Below are 26246 nucleotides of genomic sequence, written 5' to 3' on the forward strand. Positions count from 1 at the left end.
ATCATGGTATCTCAAGCGCATGAAGGTTAACCTATAGAAAATTTTGCATTTCATAAAACGAGAAAAATGATATATCAATACGTTGCGAAATATTTTTAAAATTTTGAAACATAGGAAAAAATAGGAATGAACGAGCGTTTCAATAAAATAGAATTCATAAAATCATCCCCAAACCTATTGGGACCGAATGAACCACCTTCCTCCATTGTTCCAGCTATTTCTGAATATGATTCAAATATGCTAGAGCTTGGTGCTGTCCAGGCGGTGACTGCCATGCAAAAAGGTTTTTTTACAGCAGAGACGTACGCGAAGGCACTTCTCGCGCAAGCAGAACGTTGGTCTCTCCTAAATGTATTTTGTACGATGGATAATGAGAATTTGCTTACAGCTTCCCGTGCTCTTGACAATGCCCGCAATCAAGGGAAGGCGCTGGGCCTGCTTCATGGTCTGCCAATTCCGGTAAAAGATAGCGTCAATACATCTTCTTTCCCAACCTCGAATGGGACGATGTCTCTGAAGAATTTCAGACCGGCTGTCGACGCAGGCATTATCAAACTCATTAAAGATGAGGGTGCCATCATTATGGGCAAAACCAATCTACACGAGATTTCCTTCGGATGGACGAGCAATAACGAAAACTTCGGGCCAGTTCGCAATCCCTACGACATGGAATGTAGTACCGGTGGCAGTAGCGGAGGTTCAGCTGCAGCCGTTTCTTCCAAGATAGCACCATTAGCGGTAGCTGAAGATACGTGGGGATCTATTCGTTTGCCCGCCTCTTTTTGCGGGCTGGTAGGTTTTCGACCAAGTCGTGGACGCTATCCTGATGACGGTGTCATGCCACTAACCAAATCGTTTGATCAAGTTGGATCACTCGCCCGGTTTGTAGAAGACGTTATCTTGTTCGATCAAGTAGCCGCAAGCGACTACCGTGTGGTAAAGCCACTTCCTTTGAACCAGATTGTCATAGCTATCCCTGTGGCATTCTGGGAAGGATTAGACCCAGAAGTTGAGCGCGTTTCTTTCAATGCAATTACCCGTTTGAGAGACGCTGGTGCATCAATTATTGATGTTTCATTCCCAATAAAAGATATTGAAAAATCCTCCGACATAGTTGGGACTATCGTATCTTATGAGTTAAAAGGCTGCATTTCAGCATTTCTTAAACAGCAAAAAACCGGAGTATCCTTTGATAACCTTTACGCAAATCTCGGAGCTAATACAAAAAACTTGGTAGATTCTATGGTTCTTAGCCCCAATACTCCGTCGCGGGAAGCCTATGAAAATGCAATAGTTCGAAAAACGGCGCTAACTTCAGCCCTTACCTCCTATATGCGAAATCAAGGTGTCCATGCGCTTGCCTATCCTGCTGCGATGGTTCGAGCGCCAAAAATTGGAGAGGAAGACGAAGTTATGATTGAAGAAGGCCGGAAAATTAGTGCATTTGATGCCTTCGGTCGAAACGTAGCACTAGGAAGCTGTGCCGGCATGACAAGTCTCGTGCTTTCCGCCGGACTTGCACGTAACGGTATGCCTATTGGGATAGAATTCGCTAATTTAAAAGGACATGACAGAGAGTTACTTGCTCTGGGACTGTCTTTAGAAAAAGCTCTTGGCTCCGCACCATTGCCCGAGTTTTAAAAATCCTGTTAGAAAAATTCAATTGAAACTATGGTGTCAGTTGATAGGGTAATCACCTGTTTGAACCGTAAAGTTGATCACGGTTGCGGAGGTTTTCACGACTGCTTTATTTAAGTTATGTTTGATTTTATTTATTTAATATTGCTGTTTCTGGTATGTTAAATAATAAGCTCGTGTGAAGCTAACCTTATTTGTGTGATTTTCTTACAATACTAAATTCATTATATTATTGGCGTGTGGGATAACATTTCAAGCGTGTTGGCGAGCAAGGCCGTTTGAGATAATGACTCAGAAAGAGAGAGTATTGAATACAGTGCTGTTATATATATGATCAATTATGAAAATTAATAATTTCTCCTCGAAAACTTCGCGTTTTATAAAATGTAAATAGGAAACATATTTATTCGCTGCGAAATAATATTAATGGCATAAAACATAAGAGAGAAATAAAATGGCCAACAATCTCAATAAAAAAAAATTTATGAAATTTTCTACGCTCGGTTTGAAACTACCCATTGAATCATCACTGATTGTACACACTGTGACGCTTACGGCTTATCTTGCCGCATCGACTGCCCCAACACCTCTCTATCGATTGTATCAAGCACAATGGCATTTTTCATCGGTAATGTTGACATTAATATTCGGTATTTATGCACTTGCCTTACTATCAGCATTGCTTGTGGCTGGCAGTATCTCCGATTATATCGGTCGACGCCCTATCATCAGTATTGCACTGGCGCTGGAACTCGCCGCTATGGGGTTGTTCCTTACCGCTGGTGGACCCAGTTGGTTGATTACCGCAAGAGCACTTCAAGGTGTGGCAACAGGGCTTGCTACGGCAGCATTGGGCGCGGCCCTCATCGACCTCGATCGGGAACGCGGCGCTTTGACCAATGGCCTTTCAACGATGGGTGGCATGGCTATTGGCGCCTTAGGCACGACCGCTTTGGTACAACTCGCGCCAGCACCGCTTCACCTCGTCTTCATATTATTGCTGCTTTTTTTCTTCGTGCAGTTATTGCAAACTTGGCGTACTCCCGAAACATCAGAGAGCCGCCCAGGCGTGTTAGGTTCGTTGCGTCCAAGTGTTGCGATACCCAAACGAGCAAGGGCGACATTACTAGCGATTACACCCATTAACGTGGCGGTATGGGCGCTCGGTGGATTTTATCTGTCGCTCATGCCCTCATTGATAGCCATGACTACTAAATCGACTTCTGTCTGGCTCGGTGGTCTGAATGTCGCCACCCTGACCTTATGTGGTGGCTTGGCCATTTTTTTGGTACGGCGTAGCAATGCATTCTGGGCACTCGTCATTGGTGCTGTAATGTTGATGATTGGAATGTCCATCATCCTTGCCGGCGCTAATCTAGGATTGACGGTGGTTTTGCTAACCGGATCAGCTATCGCTGGGGTCGGATTCGGTTCAGGGTTTCTTGGTGCAATCAGAAGCATAGTACCACTTGCTGAGCCAACTGAACGAGCAGGGCTAATGGCCGCTTTTTACGTAGAAAGTTATTTGGCTAATAGCATTCCAGCGATCCTTGCAGGATACATGGCCCAACATCTTGACCTTTTATCTGTCGCGAATCTATATGGTAGTAGCCTGATTCTGCTGTCTTTTATAGGGTTCGTGCTCGCGCTCTTTCGTGCTCGTGGTACGCATAGGAGAGCATCTACGATTGCGTAGGCATTTATTTTTTATAGTTACTGTAGTTGCCAAAGTGGCAGTAACTATTGACGACATCGCCATTTAGGCGATGTAAAGGATAAATCAATTGTATTGGACATTAGTGCTAGCCCAAATAATATAGCGATGTTTGATCGAACTGGTGAGGACAGCTTCTTCCTTTGGCAACAGTGTTTAGGTTGTATTATTTCTTAACATTGATGTCAGTCGGTTTACTCTATACTAAGTCGAAATAAGTATTGATGGAATGCCGTTTTTCTCGTATATAGTAGCATTCGCTTGACCACATCATAATCGTATGTTTAAGTGTTTCCATGACAACAAAATGGAATGATCCATATGATTAGCCTTGATGTCGACTCGGTAAGAGCCTTCGTTGTGATCTCTGATTTAAAGAGCTTCACTCGTGCAGCTGAGGAGCTAGGTACAACGCAAGGGGCACTTAGCGTCAAGCTGAAACGTCTCGAAGACCGGCTGGGGCAACGGTTGGTTGAACGGACGCCACGTCACGTGCGGCTCTCATCACCCGGCGAGTTATTCATTGAGTCCGCCCGGAATTTTCTTGAGGCGCATGAACGCGCAATTACCAGTCTAGCTGCTACCAGGAGACAGTTTAAACTTGGCATTGCATGTTATGTGATGGGCCCAGAAGTACCAAAAATCCTCTCCAGGTTGAAATCATTGGACCCCTCATTTTTAATTGAAGTCAAACTTGACAGTTCGCGAGTATTACTCGACGATTTTAGTAACGGATTACTTGATGCTGTAATAATACGTAGCGATGATGCTAGACGGGATGGCACTGTCTTATGCCCAGAGCACTTCGGTTGGTTTGCCGCACCTGACTTCGAATATCGTTCAGATGAGCCTTTACGTTTGGCTAGCCTCACCCCTGATTGTGGAGTGCGCGATCTAGCGGCCAAGGCGTTGAAACAGGCCTCAATCCGCTGGACAGAAGTGTTCGTCGGTGGAGGATTATCGGTAGTCATTGCCGCGATATCGGCGGGACTCGCAATTGGAGCATTTTCACGTAGACTAGCTTCTCCTGAACTCGTTGAGGTTGGTCCCAAGTTTGGTCTTCCTGTTCTCCCTTCATTTTCAATCGTCCTTCATTCCTCTTTATCTGACAAGAGAACAAGAGGAGCCTTACGTGCTATTGCCAGCGCTTTTCGAGAAGTTTAAAAAACTGTTTCAATCAACTCATCTTGGTAAGTTTTCACAATAATTCCGTTAAAACAAAATAAAAAAGATAAAAGCTTTCATAAAGTAAAAAAACAGATCCCCCTGAAAGGGATCCGCTTTTTGCTAGCTAATTGTCATTCGCTGCTTTATGTTGCCGCGCATAAATATATGGCGCGACATACCCCTTCCGATTTACGTCCAGTTAATCCGACCACCATTGCATCATCTCCATGCGGGCTTCCAGATGCTCCGCTTTGTGGACATAGGCGGCCCGCACGCCGTTGCGCTCTTTATGGCTCATCTGACGTTCGATGGCCTTGACCACAACCCGGACTCGTTTAGGGCGCTACAGGCCATCGTTCTGAATCCGTGGCCGCAAACCTCGATTTTGGTGTCATAACCAATCACACGTAGCGCTTTATTAATGGTGTTTTCGCTCATCGGTTTGTCCAGACCACGCGCACCCGGAAAAACGAAGACCGACTCACAGGTAAGCGCCTTGATCTGTTTTAGCAGGGCAACTGCCTGATTGGATAGTGGCACTAGATGTTCGTCCTTCATCTTTGCGCCACGCTCTGAAAATCTCACGCCTTTTACGGCTGCGCGCTGCGCGGGCACCGTCCAGATATGGGCTTTCAGGTCGAACTCTTCCCAGCGGGCGAAGCGCAACTCGCTTGAGCGCAAAAAGACGTGCAAATTCAGTTCCAGCGCCAAACGGGTCAGTACACGGCCTTGGTAGTTTTCTATGTTCACCAACAGTTCAGGCAAGCGTCGCAGTGGCAACGCGGGAAGATGTTGGGCCACAATCGGCGTCACGACGCCGCCCAGGTCGAACACGGGGTTGTATTTGATTAGGCCCTGTTGCAGCACGGCGTGACGCATGATTTTGGTCAGATACTGGCGCATCCTCCCGGCCACGTCATGCACGCCTTTGTCGTCGATGGCTTTGATGAGCTGCGCCAGATGCCGTGTTTCGATCTCCGCGATATCCATTTCGCCCATGTCAGGGAAGGCATAGCGCCTCAGGCAGGTAAGAATTTTATCCGCGTGGCTTGCCGACCAGAGCCGGAGGCTGCTGGTGTGCCACGAGATTGCGATGTGTTTAAAGGTGCGGGTTTTGTCTACAGCGGTTTTTTCGGATTCACGGGGCAGGGAAGGGCAGATGCCGGAGGCCAGCAGCTTGCGGGCAGCGTCGCGCTTTTCGCGAGCCTCCGCCAGCGTGACCTGCGGATAGGCGCCTAAAGCCAGGCGGGATTCTTTGCCACCGAAGCTGTAGCGGAAATACCACAGACGTGAGCCGCTGGTTGATACCAGTAGATACAGACCGTGGGCATCGGAGAGTTTGTAGGATTTTACGAAGGTTTTTGCAGCGCGGATTTTGCTGTCAGTCAGAGCCATGTGAGGGTCACTCCATTCATCGAACTGAATGACCCGCAATTTGACCCCACATTTTCCGGATACCTAGGGATAAATTAAAACGTATCGGAAAGGGTTTTTACGCTAACCTATTGAATTTAAGATATATAGGGATTCATAAGAAAGCATAAAAAAGAAATGGTGGTGCCCGGACTCGGGAACATTCAGTTATCTATTAAGTTGAATTTCATCATAAATTCTATCCCCGCCGGTTGACCCGTATTTTTGCTTGTAGATCAAACGGTGGGAGAAATCAAAGCTTCAATTTCAGCCTTACATTGCTTGAGAGAGGCAACCAGGAAATCAAAATTTTCATCGAATCGCGATGCTGGCACTGCCACAGAAATGGCATAATTTTCGTTCAGGGAATAGGGGATGCTTACGCCCAGACCACAAACGCCTTTTGCGTGTTCTTCACGATCACTAGCAAACCCTTCTGAGCGTATTTTTTCAACTTCATCAAGAATTCCGGCCACTGTTCTCAGAGAAAGTGCCGTTCTTGTTTCAGGTTTTTGTGTGTATATCAAAGATATCTGCTCGTCTTGTAAACCGGCAAGCAGAGCCTTACCAGTCGCAGTGCAGTGGCAGGGAAAAGCAGTGCCAACGGGCGAAACGACCCGCAGTTCCTGATCAGATGCGTATTGGCTAACCAAAAGTGCATGCGACCCGCGATACACGCAAAGATCGACCGTTTCCCGTGTTCGCCGGCCAAGTGTCTCAATCGACGGACGCGACAGTGAAATGACATCCGTATGAGCGGAGGCTGCAAGACGTGCAAGCGCCGGACCAAGTCGGATCATGCCTGAGCTGTTGAGTAATAACTGTTCGGCTTCGAGAGAGGCAACCAGTCTGTGAACGGTTGTCCGCGGCAGTCCCGTACTTCGTGAGAGTGCGGAGATAGTCAAACCCTGAGGTTGTTCTTCAACCGCTTTGAACAATTTTGCGGCTCGGGCAATTACCTGGGAACCCGTGCTATCTGTATCAGTTTCCATAGATCCTCTTTACAGTTGTTATAGATTTAGAAACATTTATCTTACATTTTGCGCATTGACATAATCCGACAATACCATGAAAATTATATCCTAATAATGGTTAACATATCCATATAGTGGACAGTTGGAGTTTGTATGCAACAGATAAACAAGGCAGGAGGATTTACGCTACTTGCTGTAGCCTGCCTAACCATCATGGTGGGATGCGTGATTGTACCAGGCCTGACCACTATCTCCACGGCACTTGATGTTAAGGGTGCAGAGAGCTGGCTTGTTACCTTGCCGTCTTTGGGGGTGGTGGTGCTCGGGCCATTAGTGGGGAAACTTGTTGAAAAGGCTGGTCTTTATAAAACCCTCTGTCTCGGGCTTTTCCTTTACGGGCTGTTGGGTGGTGCCGGTGCATTTTTGTCGGGTTATTCATTTGTTTTTGCGGATCGGTTTTTGCTCGGTGGTGCAACGGCGCTGGTTATGTCGGCTGGTACCGGCTTAATCTCCGTTTTTTATGACGGCGCGAAACGGATGAAGATGATTGCTCGCCAAGGGATGTCGATTGAGCTTGGTGGTGTAATATTCCTGTTTATTGGCGGGTTGCTGGCAGCCGTCGGCTGGCGCTGGCCATTCATGCTTTACCTTTTCGCCTGGCTTATGCTGCTCATGGTGTTGGCGTATGTACCCCGACCGGGCAAGTTGGTAATATCTGATGAAAGCACTCATGAGATTCATCTCGGAGGACCGTCTTCAGCAATGGTACTGACGTGGGTGGCGGCACTTTTTTCCATGATCGTTTTCTTTACCGCTATTGTCCTGCTGCCGCTACATTTGCATGACAATGACGTTACTGAGTTGCAGATCGGCTACTTCCTTTCATTTGTCTCGCTTGTGGCGGTATTTGGCGCATGGCTGATGCCGAAACTGGTCAGTCGCTTTGGTGATTTTCCAACATTATCCATCGCGTTTGGCTTTTACACCGTTGCTCATCTTATTTTTGCGGTAGCTCCTTCCATGCCCGTCTTTGTGATTGGCGGGATTGCCCTCGGGCTGGGGTTCGGTTTTTCCGTTCCTCTCGTGAACCATCTTATTGTGGATCTGAGCAGCACGACATTTCGGGGACGGAATCTTGCTCGGCTTTCAATGGCAATATTTCTGGGACAGTTTCTATCGTCTTTTATGGGATATTTCCCGGGTACCCTGCAGTCTGTTTTTCTTTTTGCTGCGGGGATTGCACTGGTTTTTACTTTATTTGTTAGGGTACGTAGCCGTGCGCTAACGATGTTTAAAGTCTGAATAAATCCTTAGCTCAGTCCTCTTCGCTGGGGTCATTAGCAGTCAAGTTTTTCAATTTTTCACTATTCCTTTGCCGGGAAAGATGGATTGGCTACATACGCAATGTGGGTGGCCTTTGTGAATTTTAGAGAAAACACGAAATGAGCAAAAAAATCTTTGAAATGACCAGAGGCCGTGGCGTTGGTCACGTAGTAGATATTGGCGGGCCGGGTACGCTTCATCAGCTTATGGACGCTGTGCGCATTGGCGGGGAAACCGCTTTAATTGACGATTTCCGGCATCGCAGATGATGTACCTACGGGCGCAATCATGGGCAAACAGCCCACCCTGCGGGGAATTACCTTAAGTAGCGAAGAGCATCAACAACAAATAATCCAGTCATTTGAAAAGTCAAGGGTCCGTGCAGTCATTGATTCCGTCTGGTCGCTGAACGAAATAAAGGATGCATTCCGACATCTACGCATTGGTAAAAATATAGGGAAATGAGGGTGAAGATTTGACGTGAACGCGGACTTTTGTCGGCGTTTATTGAGTAAAAATGCGCAATGCTTCCAAATCATCAACACTCTGTTGACTAAGTCGGTTTTCGCCTTAAAATTAAATCATCAAGTGATGATTTAAAAGGATGCGTTATGAAAATCACAGATCTGAATGGCTCCTATCTGTCGCGTCGTTCGCTATTAGCGGGCGCTGTCAGTATGGCAGTCACTAACATGATAATGCCTAGGCTCTCTTTTGCCGGGGCCGTCAGTCAAAATGGGGAAAAGATTATGCTCAAAACACGAATTTATGGTGATGCAGCATACCCCGTCTGGTACCGCCGTCCGCTTCCACTGAATGCACCGCGAGCGCGGTACCCTGGATTTGCACCGGGTATCACCGTTCTGAAGAAAGGTACGGTGCGCCGAGAAGGTGCGAGACCACTGCCCTGCGACATCTTGTTTGAGCGTGACGTTGCTCTTAAAATGCGCGATGGAATAACTATTTACACAGATGTTTTCCGCCCGATAAAAGAGGGGAAATACCCCGCCTTGGTGGCATGGAGTCCTTATGGCAAGGAGATTGGCGGGCAGTGGCTGGACGATATCCAGGAACGTTCCGGTGTACCGCTGGATTGGGTGTCAGAACTGCAAAAGTTCGAGGGACCAGACCCGGCATTTTGGGTTAATGAAGGATATGTTATTCTCAATCCCGACCCTCGAGGCGCCTATAAGTCTGAGGGGAATATCTCTTATTGGGGACGTCAACTGGCTGAAGACGGCTACGACTTCATTGAGTGGGCGGCCCAACAGTCCTGGAGCAGCGGAAAAGTCGGTATGGCGGGCAACTCCTGGCTTGCCGTATCTCAGTGGTTCATCGCGGCAGAGCAGCCGCCGCATCTTACTGCCATAGCTCCCTGGGAAGGTTTTGTCGATCACTTCCGCGAAACCGGTAACCGGGGAGGCATACCTGCACCAGCATTCCCGGAAGTTATCCTGAAATCATTTGCCGGGGGAAATCTGGTTGAAGATCAACCCAGAATGATCATGGAGACACAACTGATGGATCCTTACTGGGAGGATAAAAAAGCACGGCTTGAGCGCATTAAAATTCCCACTTATGTCGTGGCCAGTTATACAAACCATGCACACACTCACGGATCATTTGCCGGCTATCGTCAGATAGCCTCGGAGGAAAAATGGCTCCGAGTGAACAATACCAATGAATGGCTGGATTTTTACACGCCAAAATATGCACATGAGCTGCTGGCATTTTTCGATCATTACCTTAAAGGCGCTAATAACGGCTGGGAGCAAACGCCTCGCGTCCGTATATGCGTACTGGATGCTGGCGGAACCGATATCGTTGACCGGATTGAAGACAGCTGGCCACTGCCTAAGGTGCAGATGAAGCGAATGTTTATTAGTGGCAATGGCCAGCTTGACACATTCGGTCAGAGCTTGTCTGCATCCCTGTCTTATGAGGTGTCAGGCGAAGGAAAAACTGAGCTGCATTACACCTTTACTCAGGAAACTGAGATCATCGGCTATATGAAGCTGAAACTCTGGGTGGAAGCGCGGGGATCGGAAGATATGGAACTGGAGGTTGGCGTTGAGAAGCGCGATAAAAACGGGAAACCCTACGAGCGTCTTCTTGGTGAGGGGGTAAAAGGTCCTGTTGTTGCCTCGGGTTTACTAAGGGTTTCCCAGCGAGCCCTTGATCCTGAGCGGACAACGAACGAAGAACCCTTACTGCTCCACACACATGAAGAAAAACTCAAACCCGGCGAGATTGTACCCGTGGAAATTGGCATCTGGCCAATGGCCATGCGTTATCATCCCGGTGAAGAATTAGTGCTGACCATTGCTGCACAGCGTCCTATCCCAACCAGTATCGATATGGGTTTTGGCTCAGCTATTATCACCTTACCGGCGTCGGGGGGGACGTTTACGCCCGGTAACAAAGTGAAGCGTCTAGCGCTTGGCGGGGATCGCTCAACCCTGCTATCGTTTGTTAGTGAGCAGCAGGTCCAGGCGCCCATGAGCCGTAATGCTGGGACTCATGTCATTCATTTTGGCGGTAAATATGACAGCTATCTACAAGTCCCTTTTATGCCAAAAGATGATATGGTGTCTTGACAACAGACACGTCAGCACCGGCTAGTCCCGGTGCTCTCAATAGCGTAGCATAATGAGTTCAGTAGAAATCAAATCTCCCATGCGAGGCCGCCGGCCCGGCGGTAGAGTATCTGGTCGTGAAGCGTTGCTTCCGGTTGCTACCCGATTTTTTTCACGATATGGCTATGAGGGTGCGTCATTGCGCAAAATAGCCAGCGAGGCAGGTGTCGATATGGCACTGGTGGCACGCCTTTTTGGGTCGAAATCGGCTCTCTGGGAGGCCGTACTCGAATATCTTCTTGAAAAACAGCGCATTCATCTTGCTGAAATAAGGGATATTGATGAGCACTTCAGCACCAATCCAGAAAATTCATTCAGGCGTTTCATTCGCCAACTTATCACCATTAGTATAGACATTCCTGAATTTCCGTCACTGCTGCTTAATGAAGCGGCCAGGGGCGAAGTGCGTCTGGATCATCTCCTTCGGTATCTGGTGTCGCCTTTTCGTGAAAGTTGCCTTCCGGTGATAAAGCAGGCAATCGCCCATGACATCATTAATGGGAAACAACCGGAAATAATTTTTGCACTACTGATTTCGGCCATTTCATTGCCAATTATCACGCCCGGCCTGATAAGCCAGGGTGCGGAGCAATCGTCTTCATTTCTTGATGACATGGCGGACGAAGCTATCCGTCTATTCGCCGGCTCGCAGATCATCTTCTGATACATGTGGAAAAGACTTCAGTATTTCGCAGGTGAACTCCGCAGCTTACCTGTCTGGCGCGCTTAACGTCCGGGTTGTCAAAGCAAAATATACGCTTTGGAACGGTTACCACCAATCCGGCGCTTTCTGCTTTTTCTGCCCAATAAAGCAATGGCAATATGCGGGACAGGGATGTAGGTTCGCAATGGCTGTGTTTCAGCAGCCCAGACTGATTATGTCGGGGTAATCTCTTCTGTTCAACGGCTTCTTCACTCAGTACGCTGCAGGGCCTCGGCGGAGGTCGGCGACGGATACCTCATAGGGATATCATGGATCTTACGCCGAGCGTGGGCCCCATTGCAGCCGACCTCGCGGATACGGTCTTCTTTATACAGCGGGTTGAAGCCCGCATCCGCCTTCGCCTGCAACAGCCCGCTGAACCCTACTGGGATAACGCTTACGTAAATAAAATGGAAACGACGATAGAGTTAAAGGAATATATCATCTGATGATGATATATTTGCCACATGAATTTATGCTGGTTCACCTTTTTGAAAAACAGAGTGACCGGAATGTGATTTTAACGAGCTATTGATGTTAACTAGGGGAAAATGATGATAAGAGGAGTACTGGCGTTAGGCCTGACCGCCGCAATGAATGTTGTGTGGGCTGCCGATGTGCCTGACAATTTTCTGTGGGGTGCAGCATCAGCCGCTTACCAGGTTGAAGGCGCAAACAATGCAGACGGGAAAGGCCGGTCCGTATGGGACTATTATCTTGATGAAAAACATCTTGCAGGGCCAGGCATTTCAGGAAATGTAGCCATTAATTTTTATGATCGTGCCCAATATTTGAAAGATATTGAGCTATTCAAATCGCTCGGTCTGAACAGCTATCGCTTCTCTATTGCCTGGACCCGCATTATCCCAGATGGTCAGGGACCAGTGAACTTGCAGGCCATCGCCCATTATCGCCAGTTCATTGCGGACCTTAAGGCGGCCGGTATTGTACCGCTTGTGACCCTGTATCACTGGGACATGCCAGAGTCGCTGGCTGCGGCCGGAGGGTGGGAAAATCGTGAATCTGTAGAGTGGTTTCGTCGCTATGCAGAGGTCATCTTTGCCAACTTCTCAGACCAGGTCGACCAATTCGTTCTGATTAATGAGCCGACCGTTGAGGTCGCAACAAAAATCATGGCCGAGAAACGGATAAAGGGTGAAGAGATTAAGTTTCCTCCCATCGTGCCAACGCTGCCTTACCTTGAGACTTCGCTCAAGTCATACAATCACATCCTGCTGGCATCTGCCGCCGCAGCGGAAAGTTTTAAAGCGAAACAGTATAAAGGCCGTCTGGGCATTGCGCTGCCTTTCTTTCCTGTGCTGACGGGAAAAAAAGCGTCAAAAGAGGATAAAGACAACGCCCGGCTCGTTGACGGTATTTTGAACCGCTGGTTCCTTGATGCAATGTACAAAGGAACCTATCCGGCTGATGTCCTACAACTGGTGTCAGCATATCATCTGGATATAGATGTTCAGCCTGATGATGCCAGACGAATTCACGACGCTGGTTTGGGCTTCCTTGGTATTAATTATTACGCCCCTTTTTTCATTCGCCATCAGCAAAGCAGTAACGAAAGCTACGCCCCTGAACTTTTCTTCCCGCCTGATGAAAAACTTGCTTTTAATGGCGCGGTCAGACCCGATCAATTTTCCGCTCTGCTTGAGCGCGTGAGGGATGAATATGGTAACCCACCTGTCATCATCACCGAAAATGGTGCAGGTTTTGAGGGGGAGGACAAGTTAATCAATGGTAAAGTTACCGACGTAAATCGCTGTCTCTACCTGGTCGCTCACATCGCTGCCATGAAACGATCAATTGCGAAGGGCGCTAATGTCCAGGGTTACCACGTCTGGTCCAGTCATGACAATCTTGAATGGCTGAGCGGGTATAAAAGCCGTTTCGGCATGATCTATGTGGATTACGACACGCAGAAGAGAACGCCAAAATTAAGCGCGGAGGTCTACAGCAAAATCATTCATGGCGAAAGAGTCAGCGAAACTGACTGTAAAGGGAGTTAATGCCGGCAGGCAGTAAAACTACATTCAGCAGCTGTGACGGATGTACAGGCACATAGTTACCCCGCGCAATCCGTTATGACTGCTCCGACACCATCAGAATTAACGAGGAGGTCCGTATTACCCCAGGCATTGCGGATATTCTGTTTAGTAGTACATTCTTTTTTTTCTAAACAAATAAACAAACCTAGGAATATTATCTGTTATATCAACACTGCTTTATGTAATTATGCTGGTAATGTCCGTATCAGGTTCATTAAAGCACATGGAGATCTACAGAAGTTTACATTTAATGAAGTAATGGTAATGTCTAAAGAAATAATCATCTTTTTAGTATCGAAAATAAACTATTTAAATAAAATATTGCCATATTGATGAAGCATCTTCGAAAAAATATCAATTGGTTCACAAATGTCCCTTGATACTTTGTTTTTTTTCAACACTAGTTGATAATCATCTATCTTATTTAATAAATGATCAAAATAATAAGTGCGTTTTACGGGATTTTTTGTTTTTATTAGATTAGATGCGGTCTTTCTTATTTGTTTATGTAAATGCAAAAATTCTTTATTGTCTGGGACCTCTGTCCGTAAAAATCTTTGATGTGCAATTATTAATAAAATGGCCAGACGATACTTCTGTATATCGTTTGGAAATGACATCATCATATTATTTAGCCGTGAGTATAAATAAGGTAGGCGATTCTCGCTTCGCTTGGCGGTTCGTGTTGTTAATGCCGTTACAGCACTAGTAACAAAACTATCAAGTAACCTCTGTCCAACCTTTTTATGAGCAAGATTAGGGATAAGAGTAAACACTACCAAAGCGACACAACCGCCAATGAGCTGGCCGGCTGCACTATCAATAAAAGTGATCATATCAAATTTCATGGGATTTGATAGTACTAATATATTTACGGATCCCAATAGCATGCCAAGCATACCCATACGTCTTTTCTGGATTTCAATGCCCGAGAAAAATGTGAGTACACCCAGACTCAGACATAATAGTAGAAGGCTTTGTTGAGTTGAGGGAATTATAAACAAAAAATAGAATGATGCTACCGGAACTGCTAGGGCAAATCCTACAACAAAATCCAACGCTACCAAACGTGGATTATTGGTGCGCATTGCTAATGTTGTCACTACCGCAATTGCCAACATAAAACCACTTCCTGAAGACCAACCGGTCCATAACCACAACAAGCAGCCAAAAGAGGTCGCCAACCAGGTACGTATGCCATTGACTATGGACTGATGCCAGTCTCCCGAATTTTTTTTAATCAACCGCTCACGGCTTAAGACATCTTCTTCAATAATACTAATTGAGCTATTGGTTTGAATACCTTTACCTATTAATAAATAACGTGTAGCAACACCAGTCCAATCAACCACCGGTTGTAATACCTCCTGAATACCATGATTAGCCAGCTCTAGCCGCAAGACCTTTAGGCGAGAATGCACATCTTGCCGGGTTTCCACCGGTGCGCTAAATAAATCTTTAATATTACTTGATAGCTGACTGGAATTATTGAGCAGTACAAAGTAAGTTTCACAAGCATGAGTAATCATCGCCAGTGATAAACTATGAAGGGCTTCGATACGACGTGTTACTCGATGCCAGGCAGAAGATTCAAGTAAAAGATTAGTACGCATTCCCGTAAGACTATTACTTTCATGGACTAGCCTATTCCAGCGTCTGTCAAGTTCACTTTCTTCCATGCTATCCCCGCTTACGCAGAGCTGCATTAAACGGAACTGATCCACTATTAGTTTATCTGCCAAACGGTCGATATCTTTTTTTATCGACCGAGGAGAGAACAGCACATCTGCTAATATAGCACTTAGAATGCCCAGTACGATTTCAGAACAGCGTTCTACCGCGAACTGCGGGGCCAGTAAAAGGTTGGACGTGCTGCTAGCGCAGGTTACGATAAGAATGAGGGAAGTATAACCGGCAAGCGCCCAGGCATAAGAATTTTCTAGAGAAATACGTGAAGAGAAGTAGGAGCAGATGCCTGCCCAAATACAACACACTAGTAGCATGACCATTGGTGCACGAGCGCTTGCAATAATAATCGCCAGACCGAAGGCCGTACCAATAAAGGTTCCTACTATTCTGAGCCAACCTCGATGCCGAATGGCACCAGAGAAGGGTTCTCCCCCCGCGCTAAGAGCGGAACCGCCAGCGACGATTATTGCGGTCATTGCTGACCAGCGTGGGGTTTGTAAATTTAATTCAAATCCAACTACCAACGCGAAAAGCACGGCAAAACTTAACTTAAAAGCAAAACGCATTCTGATCAGAGCTGAAATTAATGACATCAAATACCCTTATATATCAGTGATAACTTTAACAGTGAGGTTGCTATGTTCAGCATCAAAAACAAGTGATGAGATAAAAAGACTATGTGCATGAGACTTTTCCTTATAGTGAATAATTTAAGGAATAAATCACTTGTGCTTTGCTAAATATTGCCAGGTATCATGTTATAAAGTAATGAAGTTAAGAAATATGACGAATCATTCTTTTTGATAATTTATCTCGGAAAGGATTATATGATAGTTTTAATTATAATCATAATATATTATTTTTATCAATCAATCAGTATTAATGATGACTACTGGAATGCGATACTCAAAAAGACGAATTCTATCAAGTAACGATGAATTGATAACTAGGTTTTCTTAATATACTTAAATATGATAAAGCGGTATTGCTTATAAAAAATAATCAAAGAAAGTAGAATTTTACTTACTGTCATTATTGATGTGGCAATATGTTAATTTGTTGAAGTAAATGGCTAAGCCGAATGAAAAAACCATTAAGTTAAAAAAGTATTGTAATAGTACATGAATAAATATTTTAAACCACAAAGAGGTAAGGCTTTATATACTTTCTCTGCGTTTACCCAAGTTCGGCGACGAGGTAACAGGCCTAGAATTTAAGTATGCTTGTCAGAAATTAATATTTACTTGTCGTGCTGGAACCTGTCACGGTAACATTAAGAGTGAAGGCGTCGACTCCATGAATTGTTAAAAATTCTCATGGAAAGGTATCGCAAAAAAACTTATTTAATGAAATTATATGGCCTTAAATAAATTTTATGAATTTTCTATCCCCATCATTCTTAATATTAGAAGATATTTACTTATAACAATAATCTGTTTAGTCAAATGAGAAATAACAGAAAGTTGAATGCATCTTGTATTATATTATACAGTAACACTTAAGCGTTAAAGATATAAAAATTTATATGTTATTCTGGTTATAAGTGAAAATTATTGTTATAATTAAATCATTCATCCAAAGTTAAGATAGCTAATCATGCTTATTAAATCCCCCGAAAATTTAGAGCTACGCCATTTGCGATATTTTTTAGCTGTAGCGAGTGAGTTACATTTTGGAAGAGCCGCTCAGTTGTTAAATATTGTTCAACCGGCCCTTAGTATGCAAATTAAAGCATTGGAAGGTGTTCTCGGGGTTCGTTTGTTTAACCGTACTAATCGACATGTCGAGTTAACGGAAGCCGGCCGGATTTTCTTCCATGAAGCTAAGATGATTCTTGAAAAGGTGGATCACGCTGCACTGTTAGCTAGTCGTGCCGGTGCAGGTGAGATAGGACAACTCAACATTGGATTTTCAGGCAATTCTGCTTATTCTGGTGTTTTATCTTCAACTGTACGTTCTTTTAGACAGCAATATCCTCAGGTGGACATTAGTTTGAATGAAATGTCAATTCGATCACAATTGCAAGGATTACAAAAAAGTCAACTCGATATTGGTTACGTTACATTGTATTCAGTTAGCATCCCCGAGTCTATCAAAATTGCACAAGTCGGTGCATGGCCTTGGATGATTGCATTACCGTCCGACCATGCCATGGCCAACCAAGAAATTATAGATTTAGCGCTATTAGCCGATGAAACATTTTTTGTGTTTACAGATTCGGAATCCAATTTTGAACTCCTTCCTATATTGCAAAAAATATGTGGTTTTATCCCCGAAAAAATCAAACCTGTGAGGAATGCCATGGCCATTATGACGATGATCGCGGGAGGACTCGGTGTTTCTATCTTACCTGAAACATTAAGTAGGATAAAGCTTGAAAATATCATCTATCGTAAGTTACCAAAAAATGATCAAACTGCAAAATTGGCGGTGGCTTGCCGTATCGATGAAGACAATCCAATCATAGAAAATTTTCTCCGTCTAGCCATGAAAAAAACCAATAATTAATAGTTTGCGCCATACTTAGTGTTAATTTTGGCACTATAAAAACAGTTAGTTTAATCGGTTTTATTATCATGTTCGGGTATTATTGTGTTGAAATTCGGTCCCTAGTAAAATTAATTTTTGATACAAAGCATGATAGTGTCCTTATGAGAAAGAAGTTTATTAAAGATGGTGTATGACATTCACTACGCATATTTTACTGGCCTTGATTATTAGGCCGTTACATTAGCTGTTTATCTATAATTACGTGTAATAAGAAGATATTCCCAATATCTCATTGAAAACTCATTTTCTTTCTGTGACCAGTCCCTTGTACTAAGCCATTCTGGCCAACACCTCACGCTAGCGCAACCAGTGATCAGCCTATCTTGTTGGCTTGATTCGAGAAACACTCGCGCAAGCCGTTGGCAAACCGCTGAAATTCCGGCCAGTTCAGTTGCGAACGAGTGGCCTTGGATTCGAATGCGCCATTTCACGTTCATCTCGGTGGCGCGCGGGTTCACTAAAAGGAAAAAAATGTTATCAATACCGTGGTGGAACCGGTGCTGTATCCTTCGCCGCTTCCACTAACGCATCGACGAAGGCGCGCACCTTCGCAGGCAGGTAACGCTTCGAAGGATACATAACCGAGATTGGCACCTCTTCCGTACGGCACTCGGGCAGGACCTGTATGAGTCGTTTCGCTTCAAGATGCTGTTCGAACAGAAATGCGGGCAGATATGCGATGCCCATACCAGACAGGGCGGCCACCAGTAGCGCCTCGCCCCGGTCCGACACGAAACGTTGCCTGCCGGATATCGAACGCCACGATCCGTTGGGACACCTTGTCAGCATCCTGCTCGTTGTGCTCGCGACCGTAACGGCACTAACCGCCATTGTCATCTTTATTGCGTTACGGGGGACCGGACGCGCAGAGGAACTATCGCATTCATCTGACCCCTGACGACATCTTTACTGTCAACTGAAGAGTTCGAGGGGGAATAAGTCTGGAGTATCCGTCGCCTTGTGTCGTGCCACAATGACATGTGCTCACGATCCCAAGGGCAGTCCAATTTCGTTGTTGCCGGTCTTATACCGACGAAACAGCAGGGTACGGGCCGAAGGCCAGTTTCTTTTCTTTGCTCGCGTAACTCCATCCGTCCGTTCAGTGTCTGGGAAAAGCTTGATGCTCACTTTTGCTGATCCAAATAATCAGCTATCCAGTCGGTGAGATTTTCAATATGGACAGCTGCTTCCTTTCCAGATTTTGTTAACTCATATTCCGTATGAGGGGGCATAATCTGATAAACCTGTCGGACGATCATTGAATCTTTTTCTAGCTCATGTAGTGTTTTAATCAGCATCCTGTCTGTAATACCACCCATTTTTCGCTTCAGTGCACCGAAGCGGTGTGGACCATCTATCATAGTAATCAGTGCCAATGTCCCCCAACGACTCGTGATATGGCTGAGCAGCCGCCTGTGAGGACAGTTGGCATCAAACGTTTCACGGCGGCGGAGACGTTCTGCCAGCACATTTTTCATTTAGCAGCATCCTTTATAGATACAGACATTTTTGTAGGTACTTACCTGAATTGCTTAATAGCGCTAAAGTCAGCCGGTCAATATAACTGAAATAGGGAGAAAAACACGACATGAAAGCTGCTCAACGAGGTCAGACAGCCGGTATTGATAGCCTCTCGATTATCGATATCCCGGATCCGGGCAAGCCAGGAAAAGGCGAGATCAGGGTCAGAATTCATAATGTTTCACTTAATTTTCATGATTATAACGTGGTTGCAGGTATTCTTCCCGCCGCTCCCGGACGGGTGCTTATGTCTGACGGCGCCGGCGTTGTCGAGAGCACCGGAGAAGGCGTTTCCGCGTTTAAGCCGGGGGACTCGGTGATATCGACATTTTTTCCGGACTGGGAGAATGGGGAATGTCCTGTTAGCGGATTCAGTCGTACACCGGGCGATGGGCTCGACGGTTATGCAACAACCTTTGTCGTTAGACCAGCACATTATTTCACGCTTGCGCCTGAAGGTTGGTCCCATGCCGAAGCTTCAACACTTCCGACTGCTGCAGTGACGGCGTGGCGTGCACTGGTGGTTGAGGGACGTATCAAGCCGGGTGAGGATGTGCTAATACTCGGTTCAGGCGGTGTGTCTGTTTTTGCTCTTCAGATTGCCAAGATGGCAGGAGCAAGAGTTTGGGCAACATCTTCCTCACCGGATAAAATGATCTGGTTGCGAGACCAGGGCGCTGCGGGCGTTGTGAATTACCAACAAGAACCGGAATGGGGTGAACGAATCTTTGAAATGACAGGAGGCCGAGGTGTCGATCATGTGGTTGAGATTGGAGGTCCGGGCACTCTTGCACAATCTATTAAGGCTTCGCGCATCGGAGGGAAAATCACCTTGATTGGTGTCTTTACCGGTATCGCCGGTGACGTGCCAACCGGAGCAATTATGGGTAAGCAACTGACCGTCAAGGGCATCACAGTGGGTTGCCGCACGCATCAACAGGACATGATTCGGGCCTTAGAAAAAACTGACGTCCGCCCGATGATTGATTCTGTTTGGCCGCTGGACAAAATTGTTGACGCTTTCCAATATCAGCTCAAGGGTAAACATACCGGAAAAATTGTTGTGGAGATTTAATGAAAACGTAGGTGGTGATCTGCGCCCCAATTGTTGGACATCGGACCAGTTTATTTGATGGAGGGGCACAAATGCCGAAGTTTGCATTAGAGTTCAAACAGAAAGTGGCGGAGTAGTATTGGATCATCAAGGGGCAAATACAAGTATCTCCAAGGGAAGCTCAGCCTTGTGTCAGTTGCTGAACTTCATGTTATCAGTCCTAGCACCGTGAGGAAGTGGGTCTATATATATCGAGAGCAGGGCATCGGAACCCTGACGGGGAAGAAGGGCCGCTATATAGCCACAGCCGATTTCAAACTTATCGTCATCAGCGAAATTTTACACAATAAACTCTCGATTCGAGAAGCTGCTGTAAAGTATGGTATTCCTACATTCTATACTGTATCGCTCTGGCTAAAAAATATAATAAGTCAGGAGAAAACGCCTTCACCCGAAAAAAAGGAAAAGCCAGAAGCTTGCCTGAAACGCTGCAATCATTACCATCATCACAGCCATCATTGTTGACCGGCACAGAGCGGGAAGAACTTGAACAGTTGCGGGCTAAGAATGCTAACTTAAAAAAGTTGCAGGCCTTGGTTCCGCAAAAAATCACGTTCATTACCAGGGGAAAAGTAAAGATCGTGAATGAGCTAAGGCATAGGTGGTGGTCACTGCCCCGGCTGTTAAAGGCAGCAGGGCTGCCGCGTAGTACATTCTACTATCATCAGAAAATAATGATCCTCCCGGATCGCTATGAAACCGTAAAGGCGCTGATCCTGAGACTGTATCATCAGAATAAAGGGCGATACGGATACCGACCCCTGAGACTTGCGTGACAAAATGAAGAAATATTGCTTAATGGCAAAACGGTCCGTAGACTGATGCCCGGACCGCAAGGGGGTTCACCCGCAAACGCATCTGGCCGGGTTCAGCGGACTGTTGCAGGGGAAGGAGGATGCGGATGCGGGCTTCAACCCGCTGTATAAAGAAGACCGTATCCGCGAGGTCGGCTGTATGGCCCACGCCCGGCGTAAGATCCATGATATCCCTATGCGGCATCCATCACCGACCACTACCGTAGCCCTGCAGTGGATCGGTGAACTGTATGCGATCGAAGCCGACATCCGGGGGCGTCCGGCCGAAGAACGAAGGCAGGTGCGCGAAGCGCGATCCTGGCCGTTACTGATGAGCCTGGAGAGCTGGATCCGGGAAAAACTCACCACGCTGTCGCGCCTGGCCGATACGGCGAAGGCGTTCAACTACCTGATGAACCACTGGCAGGCACTGTGTTATTACAGTACCGATGGCTGGGCGGAGATCGACAACAATATCGCCGAAAACGCGCTGCGGGTGGTGAGCCTGGGGTCGCAAGAACTCTTATGACCTTTGTCAAGGATTTCGCCCGTACTTATCCCGCACAGCCTGGATCAGCTACGCTGTAGACAGTAACTGGCGTCATGGTGCCTGAAGCGACCGGGCTGTATCCTGAATTTAACAGACTCTTATTTGGGGATGGTTTGCCCCACGATGGTTTTCGTCATGAGCTGGCCTCTTTCTACCTGCTGGTATCGGATTACTGTTTACCGACCTAAATTCTTGACGAGGATCACTCATTCCGTGCCCGGCGCGCTTCAGGGTTTAACGCTGTACCGTTAACTGGATTGTCGGGCTGTCAGGTCAATGTCCCATATAAATCCTGTCAGCTCTCGAGCGACGGCGGTAATGGCAACCTGTGATTTTTTTCCTTTCTGGAGCAATTTTTTATATCGGGAGCAAAGCCGCTGCTGAGCTTTCCAGGCGATATCCTTTGAGTCCTGGGTGACCGAATCAGGCCGGTAGGTTATCAGCCATGCACCCACCTTGGCGGGAGCCCGGTAAGACCAGGCGGATTCATAAAGCAATCTGCGCAGTTCGCTGTTGCCGGTTTTGGTTATTCCCCTGGGCCGGGTTGTATTACCGCTGGAATGCTCACCAGGAATTAACCCCAGATAGGCCATGATTTGTTTGGGATTGGCAAACCGGGAGAAATCACCCAGTTCGGATACCAGGGAAACCGCGATGATTTTCCCCACGCCTTTCAGTGCCTGTAACTGACAGACCACATTGTACAGAGACCACTCTGGCAGCAACCGTTCAATTTCTTTATCCAGTTGCTCAATCCTATTTTCAATTTGTTCCAGGCTCTGGCAATAGTGCTGAAAAGCAATCTGTTGCTATGGAAGGGGGAAAGACTGATCCGCCAGCCACACCCGGTGATTATATCCCCAGGGCTTTTTATCGTAGCGCCTATCGGTACGAAGCAGCATGCTCTGAATACGTTGCCGGGCGATCCTATTATCTAATTTGGCAGCGGTTCTCGCCCGAACCAGATCCCGCATGGCTTCATGAGTCAGATCAGGTATCCAGACCGGAGTGAGTTCGCCGGCACGCAACAGCCGGGCAAGACCGACCGCGTCACGATGGTCATTTTTAATTTTGTCGGTGGGTGATTTGGGAATACGGGAGGGAGCAACAACGATGCATTCGACATTCATCTCAGTAAGTTGGTGATAAATGCCAAATCCACATGGGCCCGCCTCATAACAAGCCGTGATATACGGATGTTGTTTTTGTAGCTTCAGAAATAAATGATGAATGCTCTGCTGCTGATTTGGAATATTCCCGTAGAAGCGGATTTCGCCAAGCCTTTCAGGGTTGGCGATGGCTACAGCCAGCGACTCTTTATGAACATCCAGACCTACATAAACTGATGGAGTACTCGATGCCATGATGACCTCCGAATAATGCACCAATACCAAAGCGATTATATCAAGGTCATACCATCTATCTGTTCTTCGGTTCGGAGAGCGGGCGGCGCGGATGTACACGCTGATCGGCAGTTGCAAACTGAACGGCGTGGAGCGGGAAGCGTATCTGCGCCATGTGCTTGCCACTATCGCGGATCACCCGATCAACAAAATCACAGATCTCCTGCCGTGGAACCTCAACATCCCTGCTGAATAAGCGTCAATACGGCCCTGAGTTGACGCTTATTTCTTAAGCGTAGGCAAGAGATTTTAATTTGATTGAATGGTACTTGGCATGCGTGGTATGCGAAGTGTGACTTGATGGTATCTCCATCTGGCCTGAGTGATACCCTCCTTCATAACCCCGAGTACTGTCGCTTCCCTGTACGAGTTCCGCTAAGCTTGAAACTTGAAATTCGTAAAAAAGATCGGAATGATGCTAGGTGGACGCCAGCAAAATGTTGGCGACAAGTTCTCAATATGAGGTGTGCAATTGGCACATCATGCAAGACTGGCGAGGTAATTTTTCCAGCCCCCGAAAGCAGTAATATCCAGGGCATCCGCCAGCGCATAATTTTCACAGATAAAACCTTTGACCGCACGCCCATCTGCAAGTATCAGCGTACCGATACCAAGGGGGGCAGGGATTTTGTCGACAAACTCGCCGAAGCGCGCCAAAGGAATATCCCAAAGTTCGATTTCGATACTTCGCCCATTTTCCGCCTTCGTCAGGCCCGGTTTAGGCGGTAGTGTCGCGGCCAGCGCGTAGAGACGATACTGCGGAGCGGTGCTGCCTGTCTCGACAAAAACCGCACCACGAGAGGTCAATTGTTCATTAAGCGGCATACCGCGCAGATGGGCGCCGACCACCGCTACCCTGACATGCAAAAGTGAAGGTTCTCTGAGAACCGGCCGTTGCGCCGGTATGGCGCGGCCGGTCGCACCGAGCGGCAGGTTCAGCCCTTGTTGCCAGCGCATGCCGAAATCGGCCAGCGCCCGGTCATGCCAGGCGGGTGCGATAAGCGTAATACCTGCCGGTAAACCGTCGTCGCGCAGTGATGAAGGCAACGCCAAAGCGCACAAATCCGCCAAATTGGTAAAATTGGTATAAATACCGAACTGTGAATTGTAATGCACCGGTTCCTGTTTCATCTCATCAATAGTACGAATGGTGGGGGAGGTAGGCACTAATAGCGCGTCAAAGAGGCGCAGTGTCTCATTGATACTCCTGGACAACTCCGCTCGCAGATACTCGGCCCGCCAGGCATCGCAAGCGCTATAGTCCAGCCCTTTAGCGATAATGCTTCTTACCACCGGATCCAGGCTGGCGGGATCATCTTGCAATCGGGAACCAATGATGACCGTACGTTCTGCCACCCATGCGGCCTCATAAAGCTGCTCGGCCAAGCTGCTGAATGGAGTATAATCAATGACCTCCAAAATTGCGCCGCTGTCTTGCAGCTTTTGCAGCGCCTGCCGAAAAGCTTGCTCGCTGGCTCGATCGCCAAAAAACTCCACCTTGTCCGGCACGGCTAAGCGCGGCGCGGCCGGCATCAGCGCCGGCGTGGTGCCCGGATGATGCCGGGAATAGGCGTCGTTAACGCTATAGCCGCCGGCAATTTCGGCAATAGTCCAAGCATCGGCAGCGGTCAGGGCAAAGACCGAAACACAGTCATTCAGCCGACAGGCGGGCACCACACCGTGAGTGGAAAGCCAGCCTTTGGTGGGTTTTAGACCGACGATATTATTAAAACCGGCCGGAACACGCCCCGAACCGGCAGTATCGGTGCCCAGGGCAAAGGGTACCAGACCGCGAGCCACCACCGATGCCGAACCTGAACTGGATCCGCCGCTGACATAGTCTGGGTTAAAGCTATTGGTCACCGCTCCGTACGGCGAGCGGGTTCCCACCAGTCCGGTGGCGAATTGATCCAAATTGGTCTTACCGATAACGATAGCGCCCGCCGCGCGTAAGCGAGCAACGACTTGCGCATCACGGGATGCCTCATAGATAAATTCCGGACATGCGGCGCTGGTCGGCCAGCCGCCGACATCAATATTATCTTTGACCGCAAAAGGGATACCGTACAGCGGAAGGGCAGAACGATTGCCTTTGATACTGGCAACGCGTTTTGCAAGCTGGTCGCATTGAAGGGCCAATTGCTCTGGCGTTGCAAGATAGATCCATGCGGTATCCGGTCCACCGAGTCTGGCAAGTAAGGATGTCAAGGTATCCCTTACCGTCTCAGGTTTGCTCTGATAATGCGTTTGCCATTCTTGCACGGTCGCGCAGGTGATATGTCGCATACATAAGTTCCTATTGGGATGTGAGGATTAACGCTCCCGGCCTCTAATGGAAGCCGAGCCGTCATCGTTATGACCAGATATTGACTTCGATGGGCGTAGGCTGGTAGCCGTTGCAGGGATTGTTAAGCTGCGGGCAATTGGAAATCAGCACTAGCACATTCATTCTGGCCACAAGCTCAACATATTTACCGGGCGCTGAAATGCCATCTGCAAAGGTGAGACCTCCTTGAGCGGTTACCGGTACGTTCATGAAAAAATTGATATTATGGGTTATGTCGCGTTTAGTCAGACCATATTCGGGATGTTCGGCCAGCGCCAGCATCCAACTGTCGCGACAGGCATGCATGTGGCGTTTTTCCAGGGAGTAACGCACCGTATTGCTTTCGGTGGCGCAGGCCCCGCCTAAAGTGTCATGACGGCCGCAGGTATCGGCGACAATCTCCAGCATGGGGTTATCGTCGTTAGAACGCAGCACGCTGCCGGCGGTAAGAAAAACATTGCGTTGTCCACGCAGGGTATCCATCATACTGTAGCGTTCGGCAATATCATCGGCGTTAAAAAATAAGGTATCAACCGCCTGGTTACCTTCACTGTCGCTTATGCGCAGCGTATGACCCGACTCCAGGCGGTACAGCCAGTAGTCTCCTGCGTCAATCCTGCGGTGATAACGGGAATCCTGCATCTCTAAGTCGCTGGTCTTGATCATGTGACTTT

At 47.3% G+C, this 26246-nt stretch carries 17 protein-coding genes and 5 pseudogenes; 13 read left to right on the forward strand and 9 right to left on the reverse strand.

Annotated elements, in window-relative coordinates; translation table 11 throughout:
- The first annotated feature begins 126 nt into the window (after positions 1–126).
- From ACL2XP_RS09495 to ACL2XP_RS09505, 3 genes are all read left to right on the forward strand, one after another.
- Positions 127–1641, forward strand: coding sequence for an amidase family protein (locus ACL2XP_RS09495; RefSeq protein WP_413729942.1), 1515 nt, complete (start codon positions 127–129; stop codon positions 1639–1641).
- Between the two features lie 451 nt (positions 1642–2092).
- Complete coding sequence (locus ACL2XP_RS09500) at positions 2093–3334, forward strand: MFS transporter (RefSeq protein ID WP_413729943.1); 1242 nt, start codon at positions 2093–2095, stop codon at positions 3332–3334.
- A gap of 339 nt (positions 3335–3673) precedes the next feature.
- On the forward strand, positions 3674–4516 hold the full coding sequence (locus tag ACL2XP_RS09505; RefSeq protein ID WP_413729944.1) for a LysR family transcriptional regulator: 843 nt from the start codon (positions 3674–3676) through the stop codon (positions 4514–4516).
- Positions 4517–4643: 127 nt separating this feature from the next.
- On the opposite strand, the pseudogene ACL2XP_RS09510 reads toward ACL2XP_RS09505, so the two are convergent.
- Positions 4644–5914: pseudogene (locus ACL2XP_RS09510) on the reverse strand (tyrosine-type recombinase/integrase).
- A gap of 254 nt (positions 5915–6168) precedes the next feature.
- The gene (locus ACL2XP_RS09515) at positions 6169–6924 is read right to left on the reverse strand and encodes an IclR family transcriptional regulator (RefSeq protein ID WP_413729945.1); all 756 of its coding nucleotides are present in this window, start codon (positions 6922–6924) and stop codon (positions 6169–6171) included.
- Between the two features lie 135 nt (positions 6925–7059).
- On the opposite strand from ACL2XP_RS09515, the gene ACL2XP_RS09520 reads away from it, so the two are divergent.
- From ACL2XP_RS09520 to ACL2XP_RS09535, 4 genes are all read left to right on the forward strand, one after another.
- Positions 7060–8208: an MFS transporter gene (locus ACL2XP_RS09520; RefSeq protein WP_413729946.1), complete on the forward strand. Its 1149-nt coding sequence runs from the start codon at positions 7060–7062 to the stop codon at positions 8206–8208.
- 264 nt (positions 8209–8472) lie between these two features.
- Positions 8473–8694: a zinc-binding dehydrogenase gene (locus ACL2XP_RS09525; protein WP_413738524.1), complete on the forward strand. Its 222-nt coding sequence runs from the start codon at positions 8473–8475 to the stop codon at positions 8692–8694.
- Positions 8695–8840: 146 nt separating this feature from the next.
- A complete protein-coding gene (locus ACL2XP_RS09530) occupies positions 8841–10826 on the forward strand; it encodes a CocE/NonD family hydrolase (protein ID WP_413729947.1) in 1986 nt (661 codons plus the stop codon).
- Positions 10827–10878: 52 nt separating this feature from the next.
- Complete coding sequence (locus ACL2XP_RS09535) at positions 10879–11529, forward strand: TetR/AcrR family transcriptional regulator (RefSeq protein ID WP_413729948.1); 651 nt, start codon at positions 10879–10881, stop codon at positions 11527–11529.
- A gap of 257 nt (positions 11530–11786) precedes the next feature.
- Here the strand turns inward: ACL2XP_RS09535 and ACL2XP_RS09540 are convergent.
- A pseudogene (locus tag ACL2XP_RS09540) lies at positions 11787–11951 on the reverse strand (IS66 family transposase); the annotation flags it as partial.
- 168 nt (positions 11952–12119) lie between these two features.
- On the opposite strand from ACL2XP_RS09540, the gene ACL2XP_RS09545 reads away from it, so the two are divergent.
- The gene (locus ACL2XP_RS09545) at positions 12120–13586 is read left to right on the forward strand and encodes a glycoside hydrolase family 1 protein (RefSeq protein WP_413729949.1); all 1467 of its coding nucleotides are present in this window, start codon (positions 12120–12122) and stop codon (positions 13584–13586) included.
- 344 nt (positions 13587–13930) lie between these two features.
- Here ACL2XP_RS09545 and aaeB read toward each other — a convergent pair whose 3' ends face one another.
- Positions 13931–15907: a p-hydroxybenzoic acid efflux pump subunit AaeB gene (gene aaeB / locus ACL2XP_RS09550; protein WP_413729950.1), complete on the reverse strand. Its 1977-nt coding sequence runs from the start codon at positions 15905–15907 to the stop codon at positions 13931–13933.
- A 1003-nt stretch (positions 15908–16910) separates the two neighbouring features.
- On the opposite strand from aaeB, the gene ACL2XP_RS09555 reads away from it, so the two are divergent.
- Positions 16911–17822: a LysR substrate-binding domain-containing protein gene (locus ACL2XP_RS09555; RefSeq protein ID WP_413729951.1), complete on the forward strand. Its 912-nt coding sequence runs from the start codon at positions 16911–16913 to the stop codon at positions 17820–17822.
- A 519-nt stretch (positions 17823–18341) separates the two neighbouring features.
- On the opposite strand, the gene ACL2XP_RS09560 is transcribed toward ACL2XP_RS09555, so the two are convergent.
- Positions 18342–18701, reverse strand: a complete 360-nt coding sequence (locus tag ACL2XP_RS09560) for a LysR substrate-binding domain-containing protein (protein ID WP_413732576.1) — start codon at positions 18699–18701, stop codon at positions 18342–18344.
- Positions 18702–18988: 287 nt separating this feature from the next.
- Positions 18989–19342 carry a winged helix-turn-helix transcriptional regulator gene (locus ACL2XP_RS09565; RefSeq protein WP_413729953.1) on the reverse strand — a complete coding sequence of 118 codons (354 nt, stop codon included), beginning with the start codon at positions 19340–19342 and terminating at the stop codon, positions 18989–18991.
- Between the two features lie 110 nt (positions 19343–19452).
- Between ACL2XP_RS09565 and ACL2XP_RS09570 the strand changes: the two genes are divergently transcribed.
- From ACL2XP_RS09570 to ACL2XP_RS09580, 3 genes and pseudogenes are all read left to right on the forward strand, one after another.
- Positions 19453–20460, forward strand: a complete 1008-nt coding sequence (locus ACL2XP_RS09570) for a zinc-dependent alcohol dehydrogenase family protein (protein WP_413729954.1) — start codon at positions 19453–19455, stop codon at positions 20458–20460.
- A 168-nt stretch (positions 20461–20628) separates the two neighbouring features.
- Positions 20629–20964 carry a helix-turn-helix domain-containing protein gene (locus tag ACL2XP_RS09575; protein ID WP_413729955.1) on the forward strand — a complete coding sequence of 112 codons (336 nt, stop codon included), beginning with the start codon at positions 20629–20631 and terminating at the stop codon, positions 20962–20964.
- A 360-nt stretch (positions 20965–21324) separates the two neighbouring features.
- Positions 21325–21819, forward strand: a pseudogene (locus ACL2XP_RS09580) (IS66 family transposase); the annotation flags it as partial.
- Positions 21820–22091: 272 nt separating this feature from the next.
- Here the strand turns inward: ACL2XP_RS09580 and ACL2XP_RS09585 are convergent.
- Positions 22092–23207 (reverse strand): annotated as a pseudogene (locus ACL2XP_RS09585) (IS110 family transposase).
- A gap of 73 nt (positions 23208–23280) precedes the next feature.
- Here ACL2XP_RS09585 and ACL2XP_RS09590 point away from each other — a divergent pair.
- Positions 23281–23442, forward strand: a pseudogene (locus tag ACL2XP_RS09590) (transposase domain-containing protein); the annotation flags it as partial.
- A gap of 284 nt (positions 23443–23726) precedes the next feature.
- Here ACL2XP_RS09590 and atzF read toward each other — a convergent pair.
- Complete coding sequence (atzF, locus tag ACL2XP_RS09595) at positions 23727–25532, reverse strand: allophanate hydrolase (RefSeq protein ID WP_413729956.1); 1806 nt, start codon at positions 25530–25532, stop codon at positions 23727–23729.
- A 67-nt stretch (positions 25533–25599) separates the two neighbouring features.
- Positions 25600–26238 carry an urea amidolyase associated protein UAAP2 gene (locus ACL2XP_RS09600; protein WP_413729957.1) on the reverse strand — a complete coding sequence of 213 codons (639 nt, stop codon included), beginning with the start codon at positions 26236–26238 and terminating at the stop codon, positions 25600–25602.
- Positions 26239–26246: the final 8 nt, after the last annotated feature.

Source organism: Sodalis sp. RH21, assembly GCF_047324175.1.
GTDB lineage: Bacteria > Pseudomonadota > Gammaproteobacteria > Enterobacterales > Enterobacteriaceae > Acerihabitans.